Annotated in this window: 19 protein-coding genes; 5 read left to right on the top strand and 14 right to left on the bottom strand. The window is 62.5% G+C overall.

The features are described from left to right. Positions 1-18: 18 nt before the first annotated feature. The 3 genes from AC07XZ_RS22375 to AC07XZ_RS22365 are packed head-to-tail and all read right to left on the bottom strand — an operon-like array spanning position 19 to position 2,808. Entirely contained in the window at positions 19-807 is a 789-nt protein-coding gene (locus AC07XZ_RS22375) for an ABC transporter permease (protein ID WP_007959453.1), read from the bottom strand. Next, on the bottom strand, positions 804-1,721 hold the full coding sequence (locus AC07XZ_RS22370; RefSeq protein WP_102687599.1) for an ABC transporter permease: 918 nt from the start codon (positions 1,719-1,721) through the stop codon (positions 804-806). The genes AC07XZ_RS22375 and AC07XZ_RS22370 overlap by 4 nt, the downstream gene beginning before the upstream one ends. Before the next feature lies 1 nt (position 1,722). Next, entirely contained in the window at positions 1,723-2,808 is a 1,086-nt protein-coding gene (locus tag AC07XZ_RS22365; RefSeq protein ID WP_085603189.1) for an ABC transporter ATP-binding protein, read from the bottom strand. Between the two features lie 140 nt (positions 2,809-2,948). Between AC07XZ_RS22365 and AC07XZ_RS22360 the strand changes: the two genes are divergently transcribed. From AC07XZ_RS22360 to AC07XZ_RS22350, 3 genes are all read left to right on the top strand, one after another. Beyond that, positions 2,949-3,638, top strand: a complete 690-nt coding sequence (locus AC07XZ_RS22360; RefSeq protein ID WP_102687600.1) for a GntR family transcriptional regulator — start codon at positions 2,949-2,951, stop codon at positions 3,636-3,638. A 132-nt stretch (positions 3,639-3,770) separates the two neighbouring features. Further along, the gene (locus AC07XZ_RS22355) at positions 3,771-5,882 is read left to right on the top strand and encodes a hybrid sensor histidine kinase/response regulator (protein WP_102687601.1); all 2,112 of its coding nucleotides are present in this window, start codon (positions 3,771-3,773) and stop codon (positions 5,880-5,882) included. Between the two features lie 28 nt (positions 5,883-5,910). After that, a complete protein-coding gene (locus tag AC07XZ_RS22350; protein WP_102687602.1) occupies positions 5,911-8,544 on the top strand; it encodes an excinuclease ABC subunit UvrA in 2,634 nt (877 codons plus the stop codon). A 51-nt stretch (positions 8,545-8,595) separates the two neighbouring features. Here the strand turns inward: AC07XZ_RS22350 and AC07XZ_RS22345 are convergent, their stop codons facing one another. The 7 genes from AC07XZ_RS22345 to AC07XZ_RS22315 all read right to left on the bottom strand — a co-directional run bounded on the left by AC07XZ_RS22345 (position 8,596) and on the right by AC07XZ_RS22315 (position 14,784). Beyond that, a complete protein-coding gene (locus AC07XZ_RS22345; protein ID WP_102687603.1) occupies positions 8,596-10,539 on the bottom strand; it encodes a PAS domain-containing hybrid sensor histidine kinase/response regulator in 1,944 nt (647 codons plus the stop codon). Further along, entirely contained in the window at positions 10,529-11,404 is an 876-nt protein-coding gene (locus AC07XZ_RS22340; RefSeq protein WP_102687604.1) for a sensor histidine kinase, read from the bottom strand. Before AC07XZ_RS22340 ends, AC07XZ_RS22345 begins: the two co-directional genes overlap by 11 nt. Then, entirely contained in the window at positions 11,397-12,407 is a 1,011-nt protein-coding gene (locus tag AC07XZ_RS22335; RefSeq protein WP_102687633.1) for an ATP-binding protein, read from the bottom strand. Before AC07XZ_RS22335 ends, AC07XZ_RS22340 begins: the two co-directional genes overlap by 8 nt. Then, complete coding sequence (locus AC07XZ_RS22330; RefSeq protein WP_011334519.1) at positions 12,404-12,808, bottom strand: anti-sigma regulatory factor; 405 nt, start codon at positions 12,806-12,808, stop codon at positions 12,404-12,406. Before AC07XZ_RS22330 ends, AC07XZ_RS22335 begins: the two co-directional genes overlap by 4 nt. Continuing rightward, on the bottom strand, positions 12,805-13,167 hold the full coding sequence (locus tag AC07XZ_RS22325; RefSeq protein WP_011334518.1) for an STAS domain-containing protein: 363 nt from the start codon (positions 13,165-13,167) through the stop codon (positions 12,805-12,807). The genes AC07XZ_RS22330 and AC07XZ_RS22325 overlap by 4 nt, the downstream gene beginning before the upstream one ends. Before the next feature lie 3 nt (positions 13,168-13,170). Next, a complete protein-coding gene (locus AC07XZ_RS22320) occupies positions 13,171-14,022 on the bottom strand; it encodes an STAS domain-containing protein (RefSeq protein WP_102687605.1) in 852 nt (283 codons plus the stop codon). Between the two features lie 240 nt (positions 14,023-14,262). After that, positions 14,263-14,784, bottom strand: a complete 522-nt coding sequence (locus AC07XZ_RS22315; protein ID WP_102687606.1) for a DUF4142 domain-containing protein — start codon at positions 14,782-14,784, stop codon at positions 14,263-14,265. Between the two features lie 205 nt (positions 14,785-14,989). Between AC07XZ_RS22315 and AC07XZ_RS22310 the strand changes: the two genes are divergently transcribed. Next, a complete protein-coding gene (locus AC07XZ_RS22310; RefSeq protein ID WP_007959466.1) occupies positions 14,990-15,232 on the top strand; it encodes an HP1242/YdcH family protein in 243 nt (80 codons plus the stop codon). A 109-nt stretch (positions 15,233-15,341) separates the two neighbouring features. Continuing rightward, complete coding sequence (locus tag AC07XZ_RS22305; protein WP_007959467.1) at positions 15,342-15,512, top strand: hypothetical protein; 171 nt, start codon at positions 15,342-15,344, stop codon at positions 15,510-15,512. Positions 15,513-15,527: 15 nt separating this feature from the next. On the opposite strand, the gene AC07XZ_RS22300 is transcribed toward AC07XZ_RS22305, so the two are convergent. The 4 genes from AC07XZ_RS22300 to AC07XZ_RS22285 form a co-directional block, all read right to left on the bottom strand. After that, positions 15,528-16,604 (bottom strand): SMP-30/gluconolactonase/LRE family protein, encoded by a 1,077-nt coding sequence (locus AC07XZ_RS22300; RefSeq protein WP_102687607.1) that lies wholly within the window; start codon positions 16,602-16,604, stop codon positions 15,528-15,530. Then, on the bottom strand, positions 16,601-17,746 hold the full coding sequence (locus AC07XZ_RS22295; protein ID WP_102687608.1) for an SRPBCC family protein: 1,146 nt from the start codon (positions 17,744-17,746) through the stop codon (positions 16,601-16,603). The genes AC07XZ_RS22300 and AC07XZ_RS22295 overlap by 4 nt, the downstream gene beginning before the upstream one ends. Positions 17,747-17,855: 109 nt before the next feature. Then, positions 17,856-18,719: a LysR family transcriptional regulator gene (locus tag AC07XZ_RS22290; RefSeq protein WP_085610473.1), complete on the bottom strand. Its 864-nt coding sequence runs from the start codon at positions 18,717-18,719 to the stop codon at positions 17,856-17,858. Between the two features lie 238 nt (positions 18,720-18,957). Continuing rightward, on the bottom strand, positions 18,958-20,676 hold the full coding sequence (locus tag AC07XZ_RS22285; protein WP_102687609.1) for a hydrogenase maturation protein: 1,719 nt from the start codon (positions 20,674-20,676) through the stop codon (positions 18,958-18,960). Positions 20,677-20,802 lie beyond the last annotated feature (126 nt).

Below are 20,802 nucleotides of genomic sequence, written 5' to 3'. Positions count from 1 at the left end.
GAACAGAGCGCTCCAGGTTTATTGTTGTTTGCCGCGTTGGCCAAGCCAGAAGGCCAGCACCACGAGCACGATGGAAATCACCAGCATCAGGGTCGAAATCGCATTGATTTCCGGCGTCACACCAGCCTTGATCGCCGAGAAGATGTACACCGGCAACGTGGTCGAGCCGGGCCCGGCGACGAAGAAGGTCATGATGAAATCGTCGAGGCTGACCACGAACGCCAGCACCGAACCGGACAACACCGCCGGCCACAGCAGCGGCAAGGTCACGCGGCGGAACACCTGCCACGGGTTGGCGTACAGATCGTTGGCGGCCTCCAGCAGGCTCTTGTCCAGATCGTTGAGCCGTGCGCGGATCGGCAGGTAGGCGAACGGAATGCAGAAGCCGATGTGCGCGACGATCACCGTCATCAGCCCGAGCTTGATCCCCAGCGCCATGAACAGCAGCAGGGTGGCCACGGCGGTGACGATCTCCGGCAGGATCAGCGGCAGGTTGATCCCGCCCTCGACCATTTTCTGTCCGTAGAACGGCCGGTAAGTCGCCAGGGCTGCTAGCAGTGCAATGGTCGTGGCGCAGACTGTGGCGATGGTCGCGACGATGATCGAGTTCAGCGCCGCCGTCTGGATCGACGGGTTGGCCAGGATCCGTCCGTACCAGGCGAACGAGAACTCGGTCCACACCGTCGCCGAGCGGTTGGCGTTGAAGCTGTAGGCGATCAACACCAGGATCGGCACGTACAGGTAGGCGAGGATCAGCAGGCTGATTTCCCGGGTCGCCGGGAGTTTTTTCAGGTGCAGAGAGATCATGCTTTCGCTCCCCGGTTCAGGGTTTTCGCCGTGCTACGGCTGTAGAGGGCGTAGAGCACCAGCGACAACAGCAGAATCCCCAGCAACAGGAACGACAGCGAACTGCCCAGCGGCCAGTTGCGCGCGGTGCCGAATTGCTGCTGGATCAGGTTGCCGATCATCAGGGTCTTGCCGCCGCCAAGGATCGCCGGGGTGATGAAGGCGCCGAGGCTCGGCACGAACACCAGCAACGCGCCGGCAATCACCCCGGGCATTGACAGCGGCAGGATGATCCGGCGCAGCGCATGCCAGCGGTTGGCGCCCAGGTCATAGGCGGCTTCCACCAGACGCCAGTCGAGTTTTTCCAGGGTCGAGTAGATCGGCAGGATCATGAACGGCAGAAAGCTGTAGACCAGACCGACGCTGACCGCGAAGTCGTTGTAGAGCAGGGTGATGCCACCGGCGCTCGGAAACAGCGCGTTGAGGCTCTGGGCGACCCAGCCCTGTTCGCGCAGGATGATCAGCCACGCGTAGTTGCGGATCAGCAGGTTGGTCCAGAACGGAATGGTGATGAGCAACACCATCAGATTGCGTCGGCGCGGAGTCAGGCTCGACATCCACAGCGCCACCGGAAATCCGAACAGAAAGCACAGCACCGTGGTGCCACTGGCCTGGAACACCGAGCGCAACAGCGCCTGGGCGTAGACCCAGTTCAGCTCCAGTTCGCCGTCGAAACCTTCCTGGAAAAACAGCTGCACGTAACTCTGCAGTTGCCATTGGGCCTGCCAGTCAACGCCGCCGTAGGTGTTGCGCGGCAGCAGGCTGATGTAACCCATGATCCCCAACGGAATGGCGATCAGGGCGAGCAGGGTCAACACCACCGGGCTGAGCAACAGCGCTCGGTTGAGGGAGGGGGAAGTGCTGCTGACGCTCATCTCAGGCCTCCATCAACAGGCAGGCCTGGGGCGGCAGGTGCACCGCCACGCGCTCGCCGACTGCACGACCACGGTTCAGGCCTTCGTTGTTTTCCCGCAGCATGACTTTGATGTCGTTGTTCAAGCGGCACTGGTACAGCGTCGCGGTGCCGACATACAGAACCGCCTCGATCACACCGCGAAGATGATGCGGTTGATCCGCCGCGACCAGTTGCGAACGCTCGGGGCGGAACGCCAGTTGCACGCTGCTGCCGCTGACGCCTTGGGGCGGACAAGGGATTTCCACCGGCATGCCGTTGGGCACGAAAATGTTTTCGTTGTGTTCACCGCGCTTGAGCTGGCCGGGGAGGAAATTGATGTCGCCGATGAACTGGGCGACGAAGCGGTGCTGCGGTCGTTCATAGATGTCGGTCGGGGTGCCGATCTGCAGGATCTTGCCGGCGGACATCACCGCGATCCGGTCGGACAGGGTCAGGGCTTCTTCCTGATCGTGGGTGACGAAGATGAAGGTGATGCCGGCTTCCTGCTGCACGCGCTTGAGTTCGACCTGCATTTCCTTGCGCAGCTTCAGATCCAGCGCCGACAGCGGCTCGTCGAGCAACAGCACTTTCGGCTTCGGCGCCAGGGCCCGGGCCAGAGCCACGCGTTGCTGCTGGCCGCCGGATAATTCCGCCGGTTTGCGCCCGGCCAGGTGCTCCATCTGCACCAGCGCGAGCATTTCGTCGACCCGTCCCGGAATCGTCTTGCGATCAAGACCCTGCATCTCGAGGCCGAAGGCGATATTCTGCGCGACACTCATGTGCGGAAACAGCGCGTAACTCTGGAACACCGTGTTGACCCGACGCTTGAACGGCGGCAGGTGATTGACCGTTTCGCCCGCCAGACGGATCTCGCCGTCGCTGACGTGTTCGAAACCGGCGATGGTGCGCAGCAGGGTGGTCTTGCCGCAGCCCGAGGGGCCGAGGAGAGTGAAGAATTCGTTGTCGGCGATGTTCACCGAGACGTTATCGAGGGCCGGCGCCAGGCCTGGATCATCAGAATACCGCTTGGATACGTTACGCACTTCAATGGCTATTGGTTGACCCATAATGGTGCAATCCTCTAATTATTGTATGCAATATCTGAATGCAATTTAGAAATACCCGGATTAATCTGCTTGCGCAACCCCCCATTTCCCTGACTGAGTCGTTCGTCGGGCAGCGTTGCCAGCATTGAAGGAGTTTTTGAATGACCGAGAAAAAAACGGAAACCACGGTCGACCGCGTCTACCAAGGGGTTTACGAGGCAATCAGCAAGCGTTCGCTGCGTCCGGGGATGAAGCTGGGCGAGGCGTCGCTGGCGGAATTGTTCAATGTCAGCCGCACGTCGGTTCGGGCGGCGCTCAAGCAATTGGAGGCCGACGGACTGGTCACCACCGAGCCCAATAAAGGTGCGTCGGTGTCGCTCCCCAGCGATGAAGAGATCCGTTCGCTGTTCGAAACCCGCCGCCTGATCGAGATCGGCATCGTCACCGAACTGTGCCGGCGCAAGGACTCTGCAGTGATGCAGGACTTGCGCGATCACTTGCTGCTGGAAGACGAAGCCCACGAAGCGGGCGATCACGAGCGGCTGATTCACCTGCTCGGTGAGTTCCACATCAAACTGGCCCGCAGCCTGAACAATCCGGTGTTGCTCGACTGGTTCCAGAAGCTGATTTCCCGTGCCTCGCTGTACGCCGCCGCGCTGGATGACGACAGCCACGAAGCTTGCCGCGACGACGAGCACCTGCGGCTGATCGAGTACATCGAGGCCGGCAATCAGAGCGCCGCGATCGAGCTGACCTGCATGCACCTGGACGGCATCCAGAAGGCGATCCTCGACGTCGCTGCGAAGATGAAGAGCGGCTACCATCCGCTCAAGCACCTGATCGAGGTCTGAGCATCGAGCCCAGGTGAAATCGGCTATACCTCTAATGAAACCATCGCTGCCCGGCGCGCTCGAAACAGACGGGCGCGGCGTTTGAACGCGCAGCGATAGAACCGGACCCACCACAAGGCGTTGAAGCAGCCAATGCAGTTTTTATCCGATAGCCATGGGTGTGACGGCTGGCAAGGCGAGATGGCCGGGCGGATCCGTGCGTTCGACTGGAGCGGCACGGATCTGGGCCCCCTCGAAACCTGGCCGGCCAGCCTGTGCAGCACGGTCCAGCTGATGCTGGCTTCGCCGCTGCCGATGGTCATGCTCTGGGGCCATGCCGGTTACATGATCTACAACGATGCCTATTCCCGATTTGCCGGTGGCCGGCATCCGTATCTGCTGGGGGTGCCGGTAGAACTGGGCTGGCCGGAGGTCGCTGACTTCAATCGCCATGTGGTCGACACCTGTCTGGCCGGCGGCACCCTGGAATATCGCAATAAGGTCCTGGTGTTGCTGCGCGATGGCGTACCCGAGGATGTCTGGCTCGATTTGTATTACAGCCCGGTGGCCAACGATGCCGGTGTGCCTTCGGGCGTCATGGCGATGGTGGTGGAAACCACTGAACTGGTGCTGTCCGAACGCTTGCGTCAGGCTGCCGAAGATGCCTACCGCGCCGACAACGAACGGGTGCGCCTGGCGCTCAATGCCGGGGCACTGCTTGGCTCGTTTGTCTGGGACGTCAGAAACAATGTGCTGTCGGCCGATGAGCGATTTGCCCGCACATTTTCCTTTCCGCCGGATCAGGACCTGACCAACCTGCCGCAGCACGTTACCGAGGCGCACATTCATCCCGACGACCGCAGTTGGGTGCAGGAATGCGTCGAGAATGCGGTGCGCACCGGCGAGCCGTACAACGCCGAATACCGCGTGATACGCGCTGATGGCAGTTTCCTCTGGGTGCTGGCCAGCGGTTGCTGCGAGTTCGACGAGCAGGGACAGCCGTTCCGTTTTCCCGGCGTGCTGATCGACATCCACGAGCGCAAGATCGCCGAAGAGTCCCTGCTCAAATTCACCCGCAATCTCGAACAACGGGTGGCTGATGAAGTCGGCGCGCGTCTCTCCGCCGAAGAGCAACTGCGCCAGTCGCAGAAACTCGAATCCATCGGCGGCCTCACCGGCGGCGTGGCTCACGACTTCAACAACCTGCTGCAAGTGATCGCCGGCAACCTGCACCTGCTGGCGCGACATGAACCGAACAACGCCAACGTCCAGCGCCGGGTCAGCGCCTCGCTGGCGGCGGTGGAACGTGGCGCCAAGCTGTCTTCGCAACTGCTCGCGTTTGCCCGGCGTCAGCCGCTGTCGCCGGCGGTGTGCAATCCCCGGCAGATCTTCGAAGGCGTCGGCGAGTTGCTGCAACGAGCCCTGGGCGAAACCATTCAGATCGACGTGCAGCTGCCGGAAGATCCGTGGCACATCAACGTCGACCGCAATCAACTGGAAAACGCCATTCTCAACCTGGCGATCAATGCCCGGGACGCCATGAAGGGCGAGGGCACGATAGTGCTCGGTGCCTCGAATCTCTCACTGGATCGGGCGTTCTGCTCGGGCAAGGGCATCGTGCCGGGGGATTTCGTCCGGGTTTCGGTCAGTGACAGCGGCGTCGGCATTGCCCCGCACATACTCGAGCAGGTGTTCGAACCGTTCTTCACCACCAAGGCCGACGGCCAGGGCACGGGCCTCGGCTTGAGCATGGTGTTCGGCTTCGTCAAACAGAGCGGCGGGCATGTCGAGATCGACAGCCAGGTGGGCCAGGGCACGCGAGTGCAGTTGTATTTCCCGCGCAGCCTGCGCCCCGTGCTCGATGACTCGCCGAGCGTCAATCATCAGCAGGCGGGTGGTCACGAGACGATCCTGGTGGTCGAGGACAACGAAGCGGTGCGCACCTCGGCGGTCGAGCTGTTGCGCGAAGAAGGCTACCGCGTGCTGACGGCGGGCAATGGTGACGCGGCCATGCAGATGTTGATGGAAGGCGCTCGGGTCGACCTGATCTTCACCGACGTGGTCATGCCCGGTCTTATCAAGAGCTCCGATCTGGCGGCGTGGGCCAAGGTGCAAGTGCCGCCGGTGGCCGTGCTGTTCACCTCGGGGCACACGCGCGACATCATCTCGCGCAACCACCAGCTCAGCCCCGACACCCATTTGCTCGGCAAACCCTATGGCCCCGAAGCACTGCTGCAGATGATCCGTTCCGTGCTCAGCACCTGAGCTCCAATCCCCTGACCAAGGCTGGCCGATGACTTCCAGACGCAATTCCAGTTCTGCCGCCGGCATGGTTCGCGTGCGCGGTGCCCGTGAACACAATCTGAAGAACGTGGACGTCGACATTCCTCGCGATGCACTGGTGGTGTTCACCGGGGTGTCGGGTTCGGGCAAGTCGTCGCTGGCGTTTTCAACGCTGTATGCCGAAGCCCAGCGGCGCTATTTCGAATCGGTGGCGCCCTATGCGCGGCGGCTGATCGATCAGGTCGGCGTGCCGGACGTCGATTCCATCGAAGGCCTGCCACCAGCCGTGGCCCTGCAGCAACAGCGCGGCACGCCGAGCACGCGCTCGTCGGTGGGCAGCGTGACCACGCTGTCGAGCCTGATCCGCATGCTGTACTCGCGCGCCGGCAGCTATCCGCCGGGGCAGCCGATGCTCTACGCCGAGGACTTCTCACCGAATACGCCGCAAGGCGCCTGCCCGCAGTGCCATGGATTGGGGCGGGTGTACGAAGTCACCGAAGCGCTGATGGTGCCCGATCCGAATCTGACCATCCGCCAGCGCGCCGTGGCCTCCTGGCCGCTGGCCTGGCAGGGACAGAACCTGCGCGACATCCTGGTGACCATGGGCATCGACGTCGATATTCCCTGGCGCAAGCTGCCGAAAAAACAGCGTGACTGGATCCTCTTCACCGAGGAAACACCGACCGTTCCGGTGTACGCCGGGCTGACGCCGGAAGAGACCCGCGTCGCCCTCAAGCGCAAGATGGAGCCGAGTTATCAAGGCACCTTCACCGGCGCCCGGCGCTACATCCTGCACACCTTCACCCATTCGCAAAGTGCGCTGATGAAGAAGCGCGTGTCGCAATTCATGCTCGGCAGCCTGTGCCCGTTGTGCGATGGCAAGCGCCTCAAGCGCGAGGCGTTGTCGGTAACGTTTGCCGGGCATGACATCGGCGAGTTGTCGCGCATGCCGTTGCTGCAAGTCGCCGAAGTCTTGAAACCGGTGGCGGACCCGAGCTGGCTGGAACACGCCGATGAAGCCGGCGAAACCCTGTCCCACAGCCAGACCCGCGAAGCCCGCCAGCAGCGCGTGGCCCATGGCGCCAGCGGCCACGCCAACGCGCCGGACGTGCGCCATACGCCGAACCTGTCGCTGGAAAAACGCCTGGCCGCGCAGCGCATTGCCGAGGACTTGCTGGACCGGGTCAGCACCCTGACCGATCTCGGGCTCGGATATCTGGCGCTGGAGCGCAGCACGCCGACCCTGTCGTCCGGCGAGTTGCAGCGACTGCGGCTGGCCACCCAACTGGGCTCGCAATTGTTCGGTGTGATCTACGTGCTCGACGAACCTTCCGCCGGCCTGCACCCGGCCGACGGCGAGGCCCTGTTCGAAGCGTTGCAGCGTCTGAAGGCCGACGGCAACAGCGTGTTTGTGGTCGAGCACGATCTGGACACCATGCGCCGCGCCGACTGGCTGATCGACGTCGGCCCGGCGGCCGGTGAAAAGGGCGGGCAGATTCTCTACAGCGGCCCGCCGCCGGGGCTGGCCGCGATCGAGGACTCGCAGACCCGCGCCTATCTGTTCGCCGAACAGCAACGTTCGACCCGCACTGCGCGTAAACCATCGGGCTGGCTGAAGCTCGACGGCGTCACCCGCAACAACCTGAATAACCTCAGCGCCGAATTTCCCCTGGGCTGTTTCACCTCGGTCACCGGTGTTTCCGGTTCGGGCAAATCCAGTCTGGTCAGCCAGGCGCTGCTGGAACTGGTCGGCGCGCAGCTCGGGCGCAGCGTCAGTGACGCCGAGCCGGAAGAACTCAACCTGGAAGACGATACCCCGACTGCCAGTACCGGCCAGGTCAGCGCCGGGCTGGAGTCGATCAAGCGTCTGGTGCAGGTTGATCAGAAACCCATCGGCCGCACCCCGCGTTCGAATCTGGCGACCTACACCGGGCTATTCGACAACGTGCGCAAGTTGTTCGCCGCGACCGACGAGGCGAAAGCGGCGGGTTACGACGCCGGGCAGTTTTCCTTCAACGTCGCCAAGGGTCGCTGCCCGACCTGCGAAGGCGAGGGGTTTGTCAGTGTCGAGTTGTTGTTCATGCCCAGCGTTTATGCGCCGTGCCCGACCTGCCATGGCGCGCGTTACAACCCCGAGACCCTGGCCATCCTTTGGCAGGGCTTGAGCATCGCGCAGGTGCTGCAGCTGACGGTGGACGAAGCAGTGATGGTGTTTGCCGAGCAACCGGCGATCCGCCGTTCGCTGGAGGTGCTGCGTGATATCGGACTCGGTTATCTGCGCCTCGGGCAACCGGCGACCGAACTGTCCGGCGGCGAAGCCCAACGGATCAAGCTGGCCACCGAGCTGCAACGCAGCCAGCGTGGCGCGACGTTGTATGTGCTGGATGAACCGACCACCGGGTTGCACCCGCGCGACGTTGACCGCTTGCTGGAGCAGCTGGATGCGCTGGTGACGGCGGGGCACACGGTGATCGTGGTCGAGCATGAAATGCGCGTGGTGGCGCAGAGTGACTGGGTGATCGACATCGGCCCGGGTGCGGGGGATCAGGGCGGCAAGATCGTCGTGGCCGGGACGCCGCAGAAAGTGGCGGCGAGCAAGAAGAGCCGGACTGCGCCGTTTCTTGCCCGTGCCTTGAACCGATAACTGAGTCGCCTGGGCGGGCCTCATCGCGGGCTTGCCCGCGATGGCGGTGTGTCAGGTGCCGTCGAGCGTGCGGCGTACCTTGTCCAGCAAATGACTGATCTGGAAGGGCTTGACCAGCATGTCCATGCCGGCCCCGAGGAACACCTGGCGATTGATCGCCGTTTCCGCGTAACCGGTCATGAACAGAATCGGCAACCCTTCTCGCCAGCCCCGGGCAACGTCGGCCAGTTCGCGGCCGGTCATGCGCGGCAGACCGACGTCGGTCAGCAGCAGGTTGATCGACGGGTCGTTCTGCAAGCGCTCCAGCGCGGTTTCGATGTCGCCGACCTGGGTGCAGCGGTAACCGGCGTCTTCCAGCACCTCGGTGACGAACAGCCGCACGGCCGGCATGTCTTCGACGATCAACACATGTTCGCCCGCGCCTAGCGGATCAATGACCACCGGGGCCACATCGACAGCGCTCGGATCACTGGTGGCCGGCAGCATGATCGTCACTTCGGTGCCGCGCCGCGCCACGCTGCGGATGTGCGCATCACCGCCGGACTGGCGGGCGAAACCGTAGATCGTCGACAGCCCCAGCCCGGTGCCCTGGCCCAGCGGTTTGGTGGTGAAAAACGGCTCGAACACCTTATCGATGACGCTGTGCTCGATGCCGGTACCGTCATCGCGCACCGATAGCGCCACGTAGGATCCATCGGCGAGGTTCGGGTCGCCGTGGGAATACGCCGCGTACGTGCTGACCCAGATATTGCCGCCCCGTGGCAATGCGTCCCGGGCATTGATCACCAGATTGAGCACTGCGCTTTCGAGCTGGATCGGATCGACCAGCGCGATGGCAGGTTTGGTGGTCATTTCGAGCTTGAGGGCGATGCGTTCGCCGATGGTGCGCACCAGCAAATCTTCCAGCGAACGCACGTGGTCGTTGATATCCACCGGGCGTGTGTCGAGCGGTTGCTGGCGGGCAAAAGCCAGCAGGCGATGGGTGAGCGAGGCCGCGCTCATCGCCGAACTCAGAGCCGCTTCGGCGTAGAACTGGACTTTGTCCGGGCGCGCATCGGCGACGCGTTTCTGGATCAGTTCGAGGCTGGTGATGATCCCGGTCAGCAAGTTGTTGAAGTCATGGGCGATGCCGCCGGTGAGTTTGCCCAGCGCATCCATTTTCTGCACTTGCAGCAGCTGCGATTCGGCGCGTACCCGATCGGCGACTTCCTTGGCCAGTTGTGTGGTGGTGTCGTCCAGTCGCGCAAGGTGCGAGCGTTCACGATGGCGGTGTTCGGTGACGTCTTCGACGAACACCAGGCTGAGCTCTGGCGTGCGGTACGGTGATATCTGCCACTGGGTTTCGCGGATCTCGCCCTGCACACGCATGTTCAGTGTGCCTTTCCAGCGTTCGCCGTCCACAAGTCGCAAGCGTAGCTCGTCAAGGATCGCGCTTTGATCCTCGGCGAAGCATTCACTGAGGGTCTGCGGGTCGCGGTTGTCCTGGATCAGTTGCGAGAAGGCTTGGTTGCACTCGTGGACTTTCAGGTCGGCGTCGAGCACCGCGATGGGCGCGGAGATGTTGACGAAGATCTCCCGAAAACGCGCCTCGCTTTCGCGCAAGGCATTCTCCGTGTCGCGCACCCGCAGCAGGGTGCGCAAAGTCGCCAGCAGCACATCGGGATCGACCGGGTGAATCAGATACGCATCGGCCCCGGCATCGAGGCCGGTGATGATGTCGCCGGTCTGGATCGACGCCGCTGACACGTGGATCACCGGGAGCAGGGCGGTGCCCGGGTCGGCGCGCAGTTTACGCACGATGTCGAACCCGCTCATGTCCGGCAGGTTGACGTCGAGGATCAGCGCATCGAGCGACTGACTGGCGATCAGGGTCAGCCCCTCGCCGCCGGTACCGGCCTCGAGCACTTCGTAACCGTGGCGCTCCAGGCGTCGGCGCAAGGCGTAGCGGGTGGCAACGTTGTCATCGACGATCAACAGACGGATGTCATGTTTCATCGACGTTCTCCTCAGCAATCGCCAACGGAATGATCACGAAAAAGCTTGAACCCACGCCCGGCGTACTTTCGACACCGACCTGGCCACCGAGCAATTCGGCGAAGCGCTTGCACAGCGACAAGCCCAGGCCGGTGCCGCGCAGGCGTTTTTGCAGCGGTGAGTCGACCTGAGAAAAGTCTTCGAACAAGGTGCCGTGCAGCTCGGGGGCGATACCGATGCCGGTGTCGCTGACCGCAAATCGCACTTTGTCCTGACCTTCCAGGCGTGCCGAGACCCGGACTTCGCCACGGGTGGTGAATTTCAGCGAGTTGGAAATGAAGTTGCGCAGAATCTGCGCCAGCTTCTTGTCATCGGTGAAGAGGCGCGGCAAACCCACCGGTTCCTCGAAAATCAGGTCCACCGCCGTGGCGTCGACAATCGGCCGGAACATCCCCCGAAGTGCGGCGAACAGATCGAACATGTCGAACCACGCCGGAGAAATGCTGATGCGTCCGGCCTCGATCTTCGCCAGGTCGAGCAGGTCATCGACCATGTCGCTGAGTTCCCGGGCGGCGCTGCTGACGAAGGCCACCTGCTTGTGCTGCTCGGGGCTCAGCGGGCCGTCGAGTTCGTCGGCCAGCAGGCTGTTGATGCTCAGGATCGAGCCCAGCGGGGTGCGGAACTCGTGGCTCATGTACGACAGAAAGCGGCTTTTCAGGTCGGACGCCTGGCGCAGTTGTTCGGCCTGGGTGTCGAGTTCGGCGTACAGCGCGAGTACGCCCTGATTGGTTTCGTCGAGTTCTTCGCGCAGTGCCGCCGTTTCGCTCTGCAACTGGGCGATCAACGCGGCCTGTTCGGCGTTGCTCAGTGTCAGGGACTCAGCCATGGGCGGCCTCCAGGGCAACGACCAGCACCGTTACATCGTCGCGCCCGCGACAGAAATCGCGGTGCAGGACGGTGGCTATCACGGCGGGATGGCGATGCACCAGACCGGGGTAGTCTTGTAGATTCCAACGGGACTGCAAGCCATCGCTGTACATGATCAATAGATGTCCGTTCACGTGAGCATAGTCAAAGGGCTGGGCTTTTCGGTACTGGCCGCCGACGATCCCCGGATGCGAGGCCAATCCGCGCGACTTGTCGGAGGCGATCAGGCTGGCACCGATGTTGCCGACACCGGTGAACGACAGACTGGCGCGGTCGGCATGAAACTGCGCGAATGCCACCGCGCCGCCCCGACTCCCGATCATCTCGCGGTGCATGTCTTCCATCAGCAGCGTCGGCGCACCGAACGGATTCAGGGCAAAGGCCTTTTCTCCAGCACGGGCCGCACGCTCGGCGTCCTCGCCATGGCCCAGTCCGTCGACTATCAGAGCGCTGACATCGGCGCCATGCGTCGCCAGATGCCAGACATCGCCGCAGGCCGGATCGTCGTGCAGCGAGTGTTGGCTGACACCATACGGCAGATCCGCCTGCCGGTCGCTGCGCGGGTACAGACGAGCCAGCAGCACTGCGCCGCGATGGTCGGCAAAAACATCGAAGACATCCGCCTGGCGTGCCACTGCACCGAGGCCGATGCCCTGAGTGCCACCGGTGGAAAAGCCGTCCGCCAGACACGCGTCCAGATCAAACCCCTGGGCACGGTCGACCGCAATCATTTCGATGCCGTCGTCACCCTGACGCGGTAACAGACGCAGGTGCAATTCGCCGTGCCCGGCATGTTTGAGCACATTGCTCGCCAGCTCCGTGGCCACCAGCGCGACGCGGCCGGCATCGCTTTCGCCAAAACCGTGTTGCTCGGCCAGACGCTGGGCCGTACGCCGGGCATGGCCGATCTGGCTGCTGTCCTCGATCACCAACACCTGGGTCAATGTCCCGCTGATGTTCATGTCCATCGGGTGATCGTTATGCGCGTGCCTTTGCCGGGCTCGGTGTCCAGTTCGAATTCGTCGACCAGCCGCTTGGCCCCGGTCAGGCCCAGGCCCAGACCGCTGCCGGAGGTCCAGCCGTCGGTCATTGCCAGTTTGATGTCGGGAATACCCGGGCCCTCATCGCGAAAGGTCAGGCGCAGACCGACCTTGTGGTTATCGTCGAGGATCTGCCAGTCCATGTCTCCGCCACCGCCATACACCATGGTGTTGCGCGCCAGTTCACTGACGGCGGTCACCAGTTTGGTCAGGTCGATCAGGCGCATGCCGCACTCGGTGGCCAGCTTGCGCGCCGTTTGCCGCGCCAGCACCACATCCTGCTCGATGTTGATCGGTTGGGTACCGCTGCTGCGCACGGTCATTGCTGGCGTACTCGTTCCTGCAGCAGTTTCATGCCGCGCTCGACGTTCAGCGCGGTGCTGACGCCCGGCAGGTACAGACCGAGCTCGACCAGGGTAATGGCGACCGCCGGCTGCATGCCGACGAGCATGGTTTCGGCATCCATGATTTTCGACAGGCCGGAAATGGTGCCGATCATCCGGCCGATGAACGAATCGACCATGTCCAGCGCCGAGATGTCGATCAACACCCCGCGCGCCGAGGTTTTGCTGATGCGCTCGGACAGATCGTCCTGCAGGGTGAGGGCGAGCTGGTCGTGCATGTCGACCTGGATGGTCACCAGCAGGAAGTCACCCATCTGAAGAATCGGGATACGTTCCATTGTTCAGACCGTCTTGGTGAGGGTGATGCCCAGACGGGTCAGGGCCAGCTTCAGTGCGTCGGCCAGATTGGCTTTGGTGACCACACCCTGCAGATCCAGGCCCAGATGGACGATGGTCTGGGCAATCTGCGGACGCACGCCGCTGATGATGCAATCGGCGCCCATCAGGCGGATCGCGGTCACGGTCTTGAGCAGGTGCTGGGCCACCAGCGTGTCGACGGTCGGCACGCCGGTGATGTCGATGATGGCGATTTCCGAACCGGTGTCGACGATGCGTTGCAGCAGCGATTCCATCACCACTTGGGTGCGTTGCGAATCGAGGGTGCCGATCATCGGCAGCGCGAGCACGCCATCCCACAGTTTGACCACCGGGGTCGACAGCTCCAGCAGTTCTTCCTGCTGGCGCTTGATCACTGCTTCACGGGACTTCTGGAAGGTGCGGATGGTGTACAGGCCGAAAGCATCGAACAGTTCGGAGATTTCCCAAAGCTGTTCGGCGAGCAGGGCGGGCTGGTCCTGATAATGGTTTTGCAGCAGGGCGAACAGCGGGCCCTTGAGCGAGAAAATGAAGCTGGCAGTCTGCTGCGAATCCTGACCGAGCTGGGCCCGGCTATGGGAGAGTTTTTCGAGGAACTGGCGCATGCCTTCCCAGCCCGGCGCGGCGATGTTGGTGCCGCTGTCGTTTTCCAGGCCACTGACCACCAGTTGCAGGAATTCGCCGGTCTGTTGCTGTATGTCGTGTTCTTTGAGGTTGCGGGTAGCACCGCTGGCTTGCAGTCCGTTGATCCATTCGCCCAGCAGTTGTGACTGTTTGTTTTTCATCGCATCGAGTGTGCTGTTCTGCAGTGCTGCCATGTGCCTGTTGCTCCATTGCGAATTGGGGGCCGGTTCTTCGGAAAATGACCGGCGCGAAGTGAATGACCCTGGCCGTTCGAAATAGTTGTTCGTTCCCGCGAGGATATTTTTGATCTACCGCAAGGAACGCACCGGTAACTCTAGTCGGCGTGGCCGGGAATGCTGATCTTTTGCCTGCAACAAGGCCCCAACGCAAAGAGGCCGCGTCCAATGGAGGCGGCCTCTTTGCGTATCTGGCGGTTACTTGCTGGAGTGTTTGGCCTGCAGCTCTTTGGCGTGGGCCAGGTGTTTCTCCAGTGCCGGCAGCATTTTCTGCGCAAAGGCTTTGAGTTCGGTGGCGCCTTTGACTTTGTCGTCGGTCACGGTGTTGGCTTGTTTCTTGAACAGCTCGATGGTTTCTTCGTGAGCCTTCACCTGATTGTTGGCATAGGCGGCGTCGAACGACTCATCACGGACTTCGAGTATTTTTTCTTTGGCTTGTTTGACCAGGGTCGTGGTGTCCGGCACCTCGATGTCGTTGGCCTTGGCAATCGTCGCCAGTTCATCGTTGGCCTTGCCGTGGTCGGTAATCATCATGTTGGCAAACGCTTTGATGTCGGCGGATTGGCTTTTTTCCAGCGCCAGGCGACTGGTTTCGATTTCGGCGATGCCGCCGGCCGCTGCGTTGTCGACAAAATCGTTGTCGGTAGCGGCGAAAGCCGAGCCCATGCCGGTGCTCAACGCAACGGCCAGAAAGAGATGACGCAGTTTGAATCCGTCCATTGGTGTTTCTCCACGCAGGTTTTTGTGAGCGTTATTCAATGGAGGGAATTGGCCGACCAAAGGTTTTATCGCATTTGCGACAGGGCGACGAACGGGCACCGCTGGTCTGACAGGTGGTCGACAGAACCGGTCAACCGAGGCCATTCTGATACCTGGCCAGCGCAATCGGTCGCGTTGGCTACCGATCAACTGACGGAGGTGTTCCATGCCGGTGACCCATGATTTGTTACAGGACTTGAAACTGACAAAGGAAGAAATCCAGCAGCGACGCACCGCGGATCCACATCTGGATGCACTGATCAACAAGTATTCCCAGGCGGACGCCGAAGTCGTCAAGGCCGAGACGGCGACCTCGGATGCGCCGAGCGACGACACCCTGAAGAAACTCAAAGAGAAACGCCTGCAGGTCAAGGACAAGATCGTCGAGCAGTTGCAGGCTCGAACCTGACCGTCAGTCGCGCCACCGGCCCTCGCTGGTGAAACGACTGGAACGACAGCCCCGACCGGCACCTCGAATGTTCAGAGTCTTCACATTGCGACTCTCAACGAGGTGCCTTATGAAAGATCCAAAATTCCCCAGTGAAGAGCAGGGTGCATTCGACCCGGTACCCACCCATCCCGAGCCGAACAGTCCGGCGCACACCGTCCGTAATCCTGAAGAGGAACGCAAGAGCGAGGAAGTGCCGGAGGATGAGGATCCGGACAAGTTCGATCGATCCAGTAACTGACCGGCTGCCATCGCCTCACTTCAAGGCTGCCTCGAGAGGCAGCCGCGCCATGTGCGTCGCCTTCAGCGAGCCGAAATACAACCACTCGCCATACTCGCGCACCGTGGTGATCGGCGAGTAATTGCCGGCGCTGGCATCCTGCAGATTGGCGATCACTTTGCCGTCCAGATCCAGGCCCAGCACGAACCCGCGCTTCTCCACCGGTTTGGGCAGTACAGTCATGGCCCGCACGATCATCTTGCGTGCGAACGGGTGTTCAGCCGTGCGATCCAGCAGCGGATTGCGCGGTGTGTACAGCGCCACCCAGAAACGGTCCCAGCCGTTGAACGCGAGGTTGTCCGGTAGCCCCGGCAGGTTGTCGATGAACAGGTCATGGGTGCCGGCCTTGGGCCCGGTCAGCCAATAGCGGCTGATGCGGTAGGCGCCGGTTTCGTTGACCAGCACATAGGCGTCATCGGGGCCGAGCGTCACGCCGTTGGCGAACTCCAGTTTGTCGAGCAGCACGACGGTCTTGCCGGTCTGGAAGTCATAACGCAGCAGGCGTCCGTCGCCGCCGTGCTCGATGATCGCTTCGCTATCGCGGCCGTAACCCCAGCGACTCGAGGCATCGCTGAAGTAGGCGTAATGCCCGGACTTGTCGATGGCCACGTCATCGGTAAACCCGAACGGCAGGCCATTCGCTTCGGTGGTCAGCGCCACCAGCCGACCCTGCGCGTCGAGCGACAGCAAACCCTTGACCCCGTCGGCGATCACCAGCAAACCGTTGGGATGCCGCGCCAGCCCCAGCGGCCGGCCGCCGGTATCCGCCAGCACCTTGCGCTGTTGGCCATCGAGACTGGTGCGCAGCAGGCGTCCGTCGTGCAGGCCGGTGATCAAAAAATCGTTTTCCAGCAGCAGCGCTTCCGGGCCTTCGATGTTGCTCGGGCCGACTTGCGCCGCACCCTTGAGCCGCTGATTGTCAGCGTACTGGCCTTCGGTCAGCGAGGGCGCCGGTTGCGGTGTCCAGGCCACGGGCTCGACCTTGGTCGGCATCAACAACAAAAAGGCCAGAACGCCGACAATCAGCAGCAACAGCAGATAACGCCATCTCACACGTGGGCTCCCGCGAGAGCGAGGTGCCGGGTCGCCATGTCACGCAGGGCCAGCATCGAAGCCGCCGATTCGCGCTCGATGCGACGCTTGAGCAGCAAGTGGTTGGCAATGCGCAGGCCGATGCCCTCGAACTGATAATCTAGGGTTCGCACAAACCGAGTGGCATCGTTGTGCGCCGAGCATTCATAGGTCAGCCGCAACGACAGACCCTGATCACTCTGGGCCCGGGCACACCAGCGCCGGCCCGGCAGGTATTCGGTGACCTCCCAGCGCAAATGCCCCTCACGCCCGCCAGCGTGAATGTCCTCGTCGAATCGCGCACCGGCATGTAGCGCACCGCTGGGGCCGTCGATCTTCAGTGAAGACGGATGCCACTCCGGCCAGCGACTGACGGTGGCGGCGTAGGCGAGGACGGCGATCGGATCGCCGGCAATGTCGACGGTGTGCTGCATGCGGGTCATGGGCGTTCTCGAATCGGTCAGAGGGGCGGTTTCCGGCTCCCAGTAGAGGGTGCCGAACAGGTAGTCCATCAGCGGAAAAACGATATTGAAATTGCGCTCCTGCATGCGCTCGCGACGGTGATGCAGCTCGTGCAGACGGCGCATCTGGCGGATCCACGGCAGGCGGGTCAGCGGGTTCTGCGGCGGCAGATGCTCGCAGGCGTGAAACACTTCATAGGTCAGGTAACCGAACACCATGCAGCCGCCGAACAGCCCGGCGACGTTGCTGTTGACCTGCGCAAACAGCCACCACAGAGGCAGGGTGATTGCCAGCGTGTGCAGCACGATCAGCCAGGCCGGGAACAGAATCACCCGCCAGTCGCGGGCGCCGTCGTAGGTCATGTGGCCGGGGGTGAAGAAGCTGTGATGATCGCCGGCATGCCGGGCATAGAACATCCGGGCGAAGCTCTTTTTGTGGTGGCCGAGGTGGCGGTGCACCATGTACACGCCGAAATTGAAGAACAGCAGAGTCAGCGGCACGGTCAGCCATTCCAGCGGTTGCACCTGGTGCACGCTGCTCCAGAACGCGCCGATGGCCAACACACCGAACAGCAGCACGAACGCGCCGTGCAGCCACGGGTTGTAGCGGGGATGGATCGCCGCACGGTAGCGGCTGCGAAAAGCCTCGGTGGTCTGCCTCACTGCGGTCACCTGCGGATATTGTCGTTATCCCGGCAGCGTAGCCGATCCCGCCGTTTGTGCAGGGCCAACCTTCAGGTCACAAGTGCCATGCTCCGGTGCATAGCGGCCGTCAGCTCAACGGGTTCCAGCGCTGCGACCAGTCGTCATCGGCTCTGATCACCTCACGCAGCAGGTCGAACGCCTGTTGCAGGATCGCCGAGTCGCGGTCACGGGAGTAGACGAGGTAGGTCGGGTAGCCGAATTCCGGGGCTTTGGTCACCGGCTCCAGCGCGCCGCTTTCCAGATAGGTGCGCACGACCCGGGTCCGGAAATAGCCGCTGCCGCCGTTCTCGAGGATGTATTGCAGGGCCAGCGGGCCGAGGTTGAAGCTCAGCGCAGCCTTGGCTTTTTCCGGCAGGGCTGCGTCGTGCTGGCGGCGGAAGTCCGGGCCCCAGTCGATGTACACGTAAGGGGCAGGGCGGCCCGGCGTGGTCACCAGAATCAGTTTCTCTTCCAGCACCTGCTCGACCTGCAGTCCTGGCCAGTATTCCGGTTGATAGACCAGCGCGGCATCGAGTACGCCTAGTTCGAGCTGGCGCAGCAGGTTTTCGCCGTCGCGGATGTCCATGCGCAAGGCGTGGCCGGGGATTTTCTCGCGCAATTCGGCGGCCCAACTGAGCATCAACGGGTTGCACAGGCTGACCTCGCCACCGATGTGCAGCACGTTGTGATAGCCCTCGGGCAAGGGCAGGTCGCGGCGTGCGGCTTCCCAGGTCTGCACGAGTTGATTGGCGTAGACCACGAAGGCCTCGCCGTTGGCGGTCAGCCGCGCACCGGCACGGTTGCGCACGAACAGCGTGCTGCCCAACTGGCTTTCGAGTTTCTGGACCCGGGCGGTGATTGCAGTCTGCGTGACGAACAGCTTTTCCGCCGCCGCGGCGAGGCTGCCGTGGCGGACGATTTCCAGAAAGGTGCGGGCGAGATCGATGTCCATGGGCGGGCCGGTGGTTGAGGTGCGCGCATTGTAAGGCAAAAGCGCCCTCACCCTAGCCCTCTCCCCGAGGGAGAGGGGATCGACCGAGTTGTCTTGCGCCATACATCGACCTGAAAGACCGAGTCGATTATGGATTCAAAGCAGATATTCCAAGTCGATGTATCTCGTCAATATCCCCGGATCAGTTCCCTCTCCTGGGGGAGAGGGCTAGGGTGAGGGGAAAAACAGGCACCGCCGATCAACTGACCAGATCGGTCTCAACCACCCGCGCCCATTCCTCCACCAACCGCGCCGGCGTACAGCAAGTCTTTCGCTTGTACACAAAGTTGCGGCACTTCTCGGCAAACTGATTGCGGTTGTACAGCATGTCTTCCTGCATCTCCTGCAACTCCGCCTCGCGACACTGACGGATCAACACATGATCGACCCGCAACTTACGCTCCCGCACCGCTGCATAGGTCGGATCGCTCAGCACACTGTTGGCCCGTTGCAGCAGCCACAGCGAGAACTCGTCCGGGCAGCGCGGGCCGATTTCCTGAACCATGCCCAGTTGCAGCGCCTGCGCAGCGCTGACCGGCAGGCAGGCCTGGGTCAATTGTTCCGCCATGGCCGGGCCGACGGCGCGGGGCAGGCTGTAAGTCCAGTATTCCGAGCCGTACAGGCCCATGCTCTTGTAATGCGGGTTGAGCACGATGTCAGCACGGGCGAACACGATGTCAGCCGCCAGGGCGAGCATCACACCGCCGGCGCCAGCATTGCCGGTGACCCCGCTGACCACCAGTTGCCGCGCGCTGAGCAATTCTTCGCACACATCATCGATGGCCTGGATATTGGCCCAGGCTTCGGCACCCGGATCTTCGGCGGCCTGGATCACGTTCAGATGCACGCCATTGGAAAAACTGCCGCGTCCACCCTTGATCAACAGCACCTGAGTGTCGCGTGATTTGGCCCAACGCAGCGCCTCGACCATACGCCGGCATTGCTCGGTGCTCATCGCGCCGTTGTAGAACTCCAGCGTCAGCTCGCCGACCCGGCCTGACTCGCGATAACGGATCGGCTGATACGGCTCGTCGCTGAACGGTGCGTTGGCAATCGACCAGTCCAGCACCGGCACGTGCGCCAGTTTTCCGGCCAGCACATGCCGCGCCGGACGCTTGAAGGTTTCTTCGCCCGGTTGCGGTTTGCGTCGCAGCGAGCCGATCCACAGGCTGTGATCACCGGTCGCCACCAACACCGCGTCGTCGTGTACCGCGAGAATCTCGCCGGGCATGCCGGTGCGCTGATCGAGGTGCGCGTCGTACACGTAATACTGCCCGCCGGCGAGGCTGGCGAGTACGCCGGGCTGACCGTCCGCCGCATCGATGCAGCGCTTGATGAAGCGTGAGCAGTCGTGCCAGCTGAAGGTGCGGTCGTCCTGTTTCATGTTCGGCTGCAAGCGCCCGCGCACTGTCGGATCGTTGTAATCCAGCGCCACCGGCTCGAAGCCGTCGATGAATTTCTCCACCACTTCACGGATGCAACGGATCGCCGCGTCGCTGCCCCGACCGTTGTACAGCTCGGATTTACGAAGGCCCGTTGGCAAGTTGAATTCACAGGTGGCCCAGACCGGGCCGGCGTCCATTTCCTCTACCGCTTGCAGGGCGGTCACGCCCCAGGACGGCAGCTCGCGCATGATCGCCCAATCCAGTGCGCTGGCGCCGCGATCGCCGACGATGCCCGGGTGGATGATTACCACCGGACGCTGCGGATTGCTCCACAGCGCGTGGGGAACGCGATCCTTGAGGAACGGGCAGATCACCAGGTCAGCGCCGCTGTTTTCGATCTGCTCGCACACGGCGGTTTCGTCGGTGAATAGCACCACGCTGGGTGAATGCCCGGCCTGACGCAGTTCCAGCCAGGCACGCTGGGTCAGGCCGTTGAACGCCGACGACAGAAGAATGATGTTGAGTGATCGCATGATTGCTCTTCCTTGAAAGGTCAGCCGCAGGCTCCCGGTGAGCCGTCCGTGGCTATCGATGGAGGCGCAAGGTTAGAGACTGGCGTGGCTGGCGCCACTGATCGAGATCAACGTTGTGTCAGCCAA

This window comes from Pseudomonas sp. GW458-11-26-14-LB4 (assembly GCF_059423925.1).
Note: the sequence above shows the minus strand (reverse complement) of the source record. Positions and strands in the feature narration are given on the sequence as shown.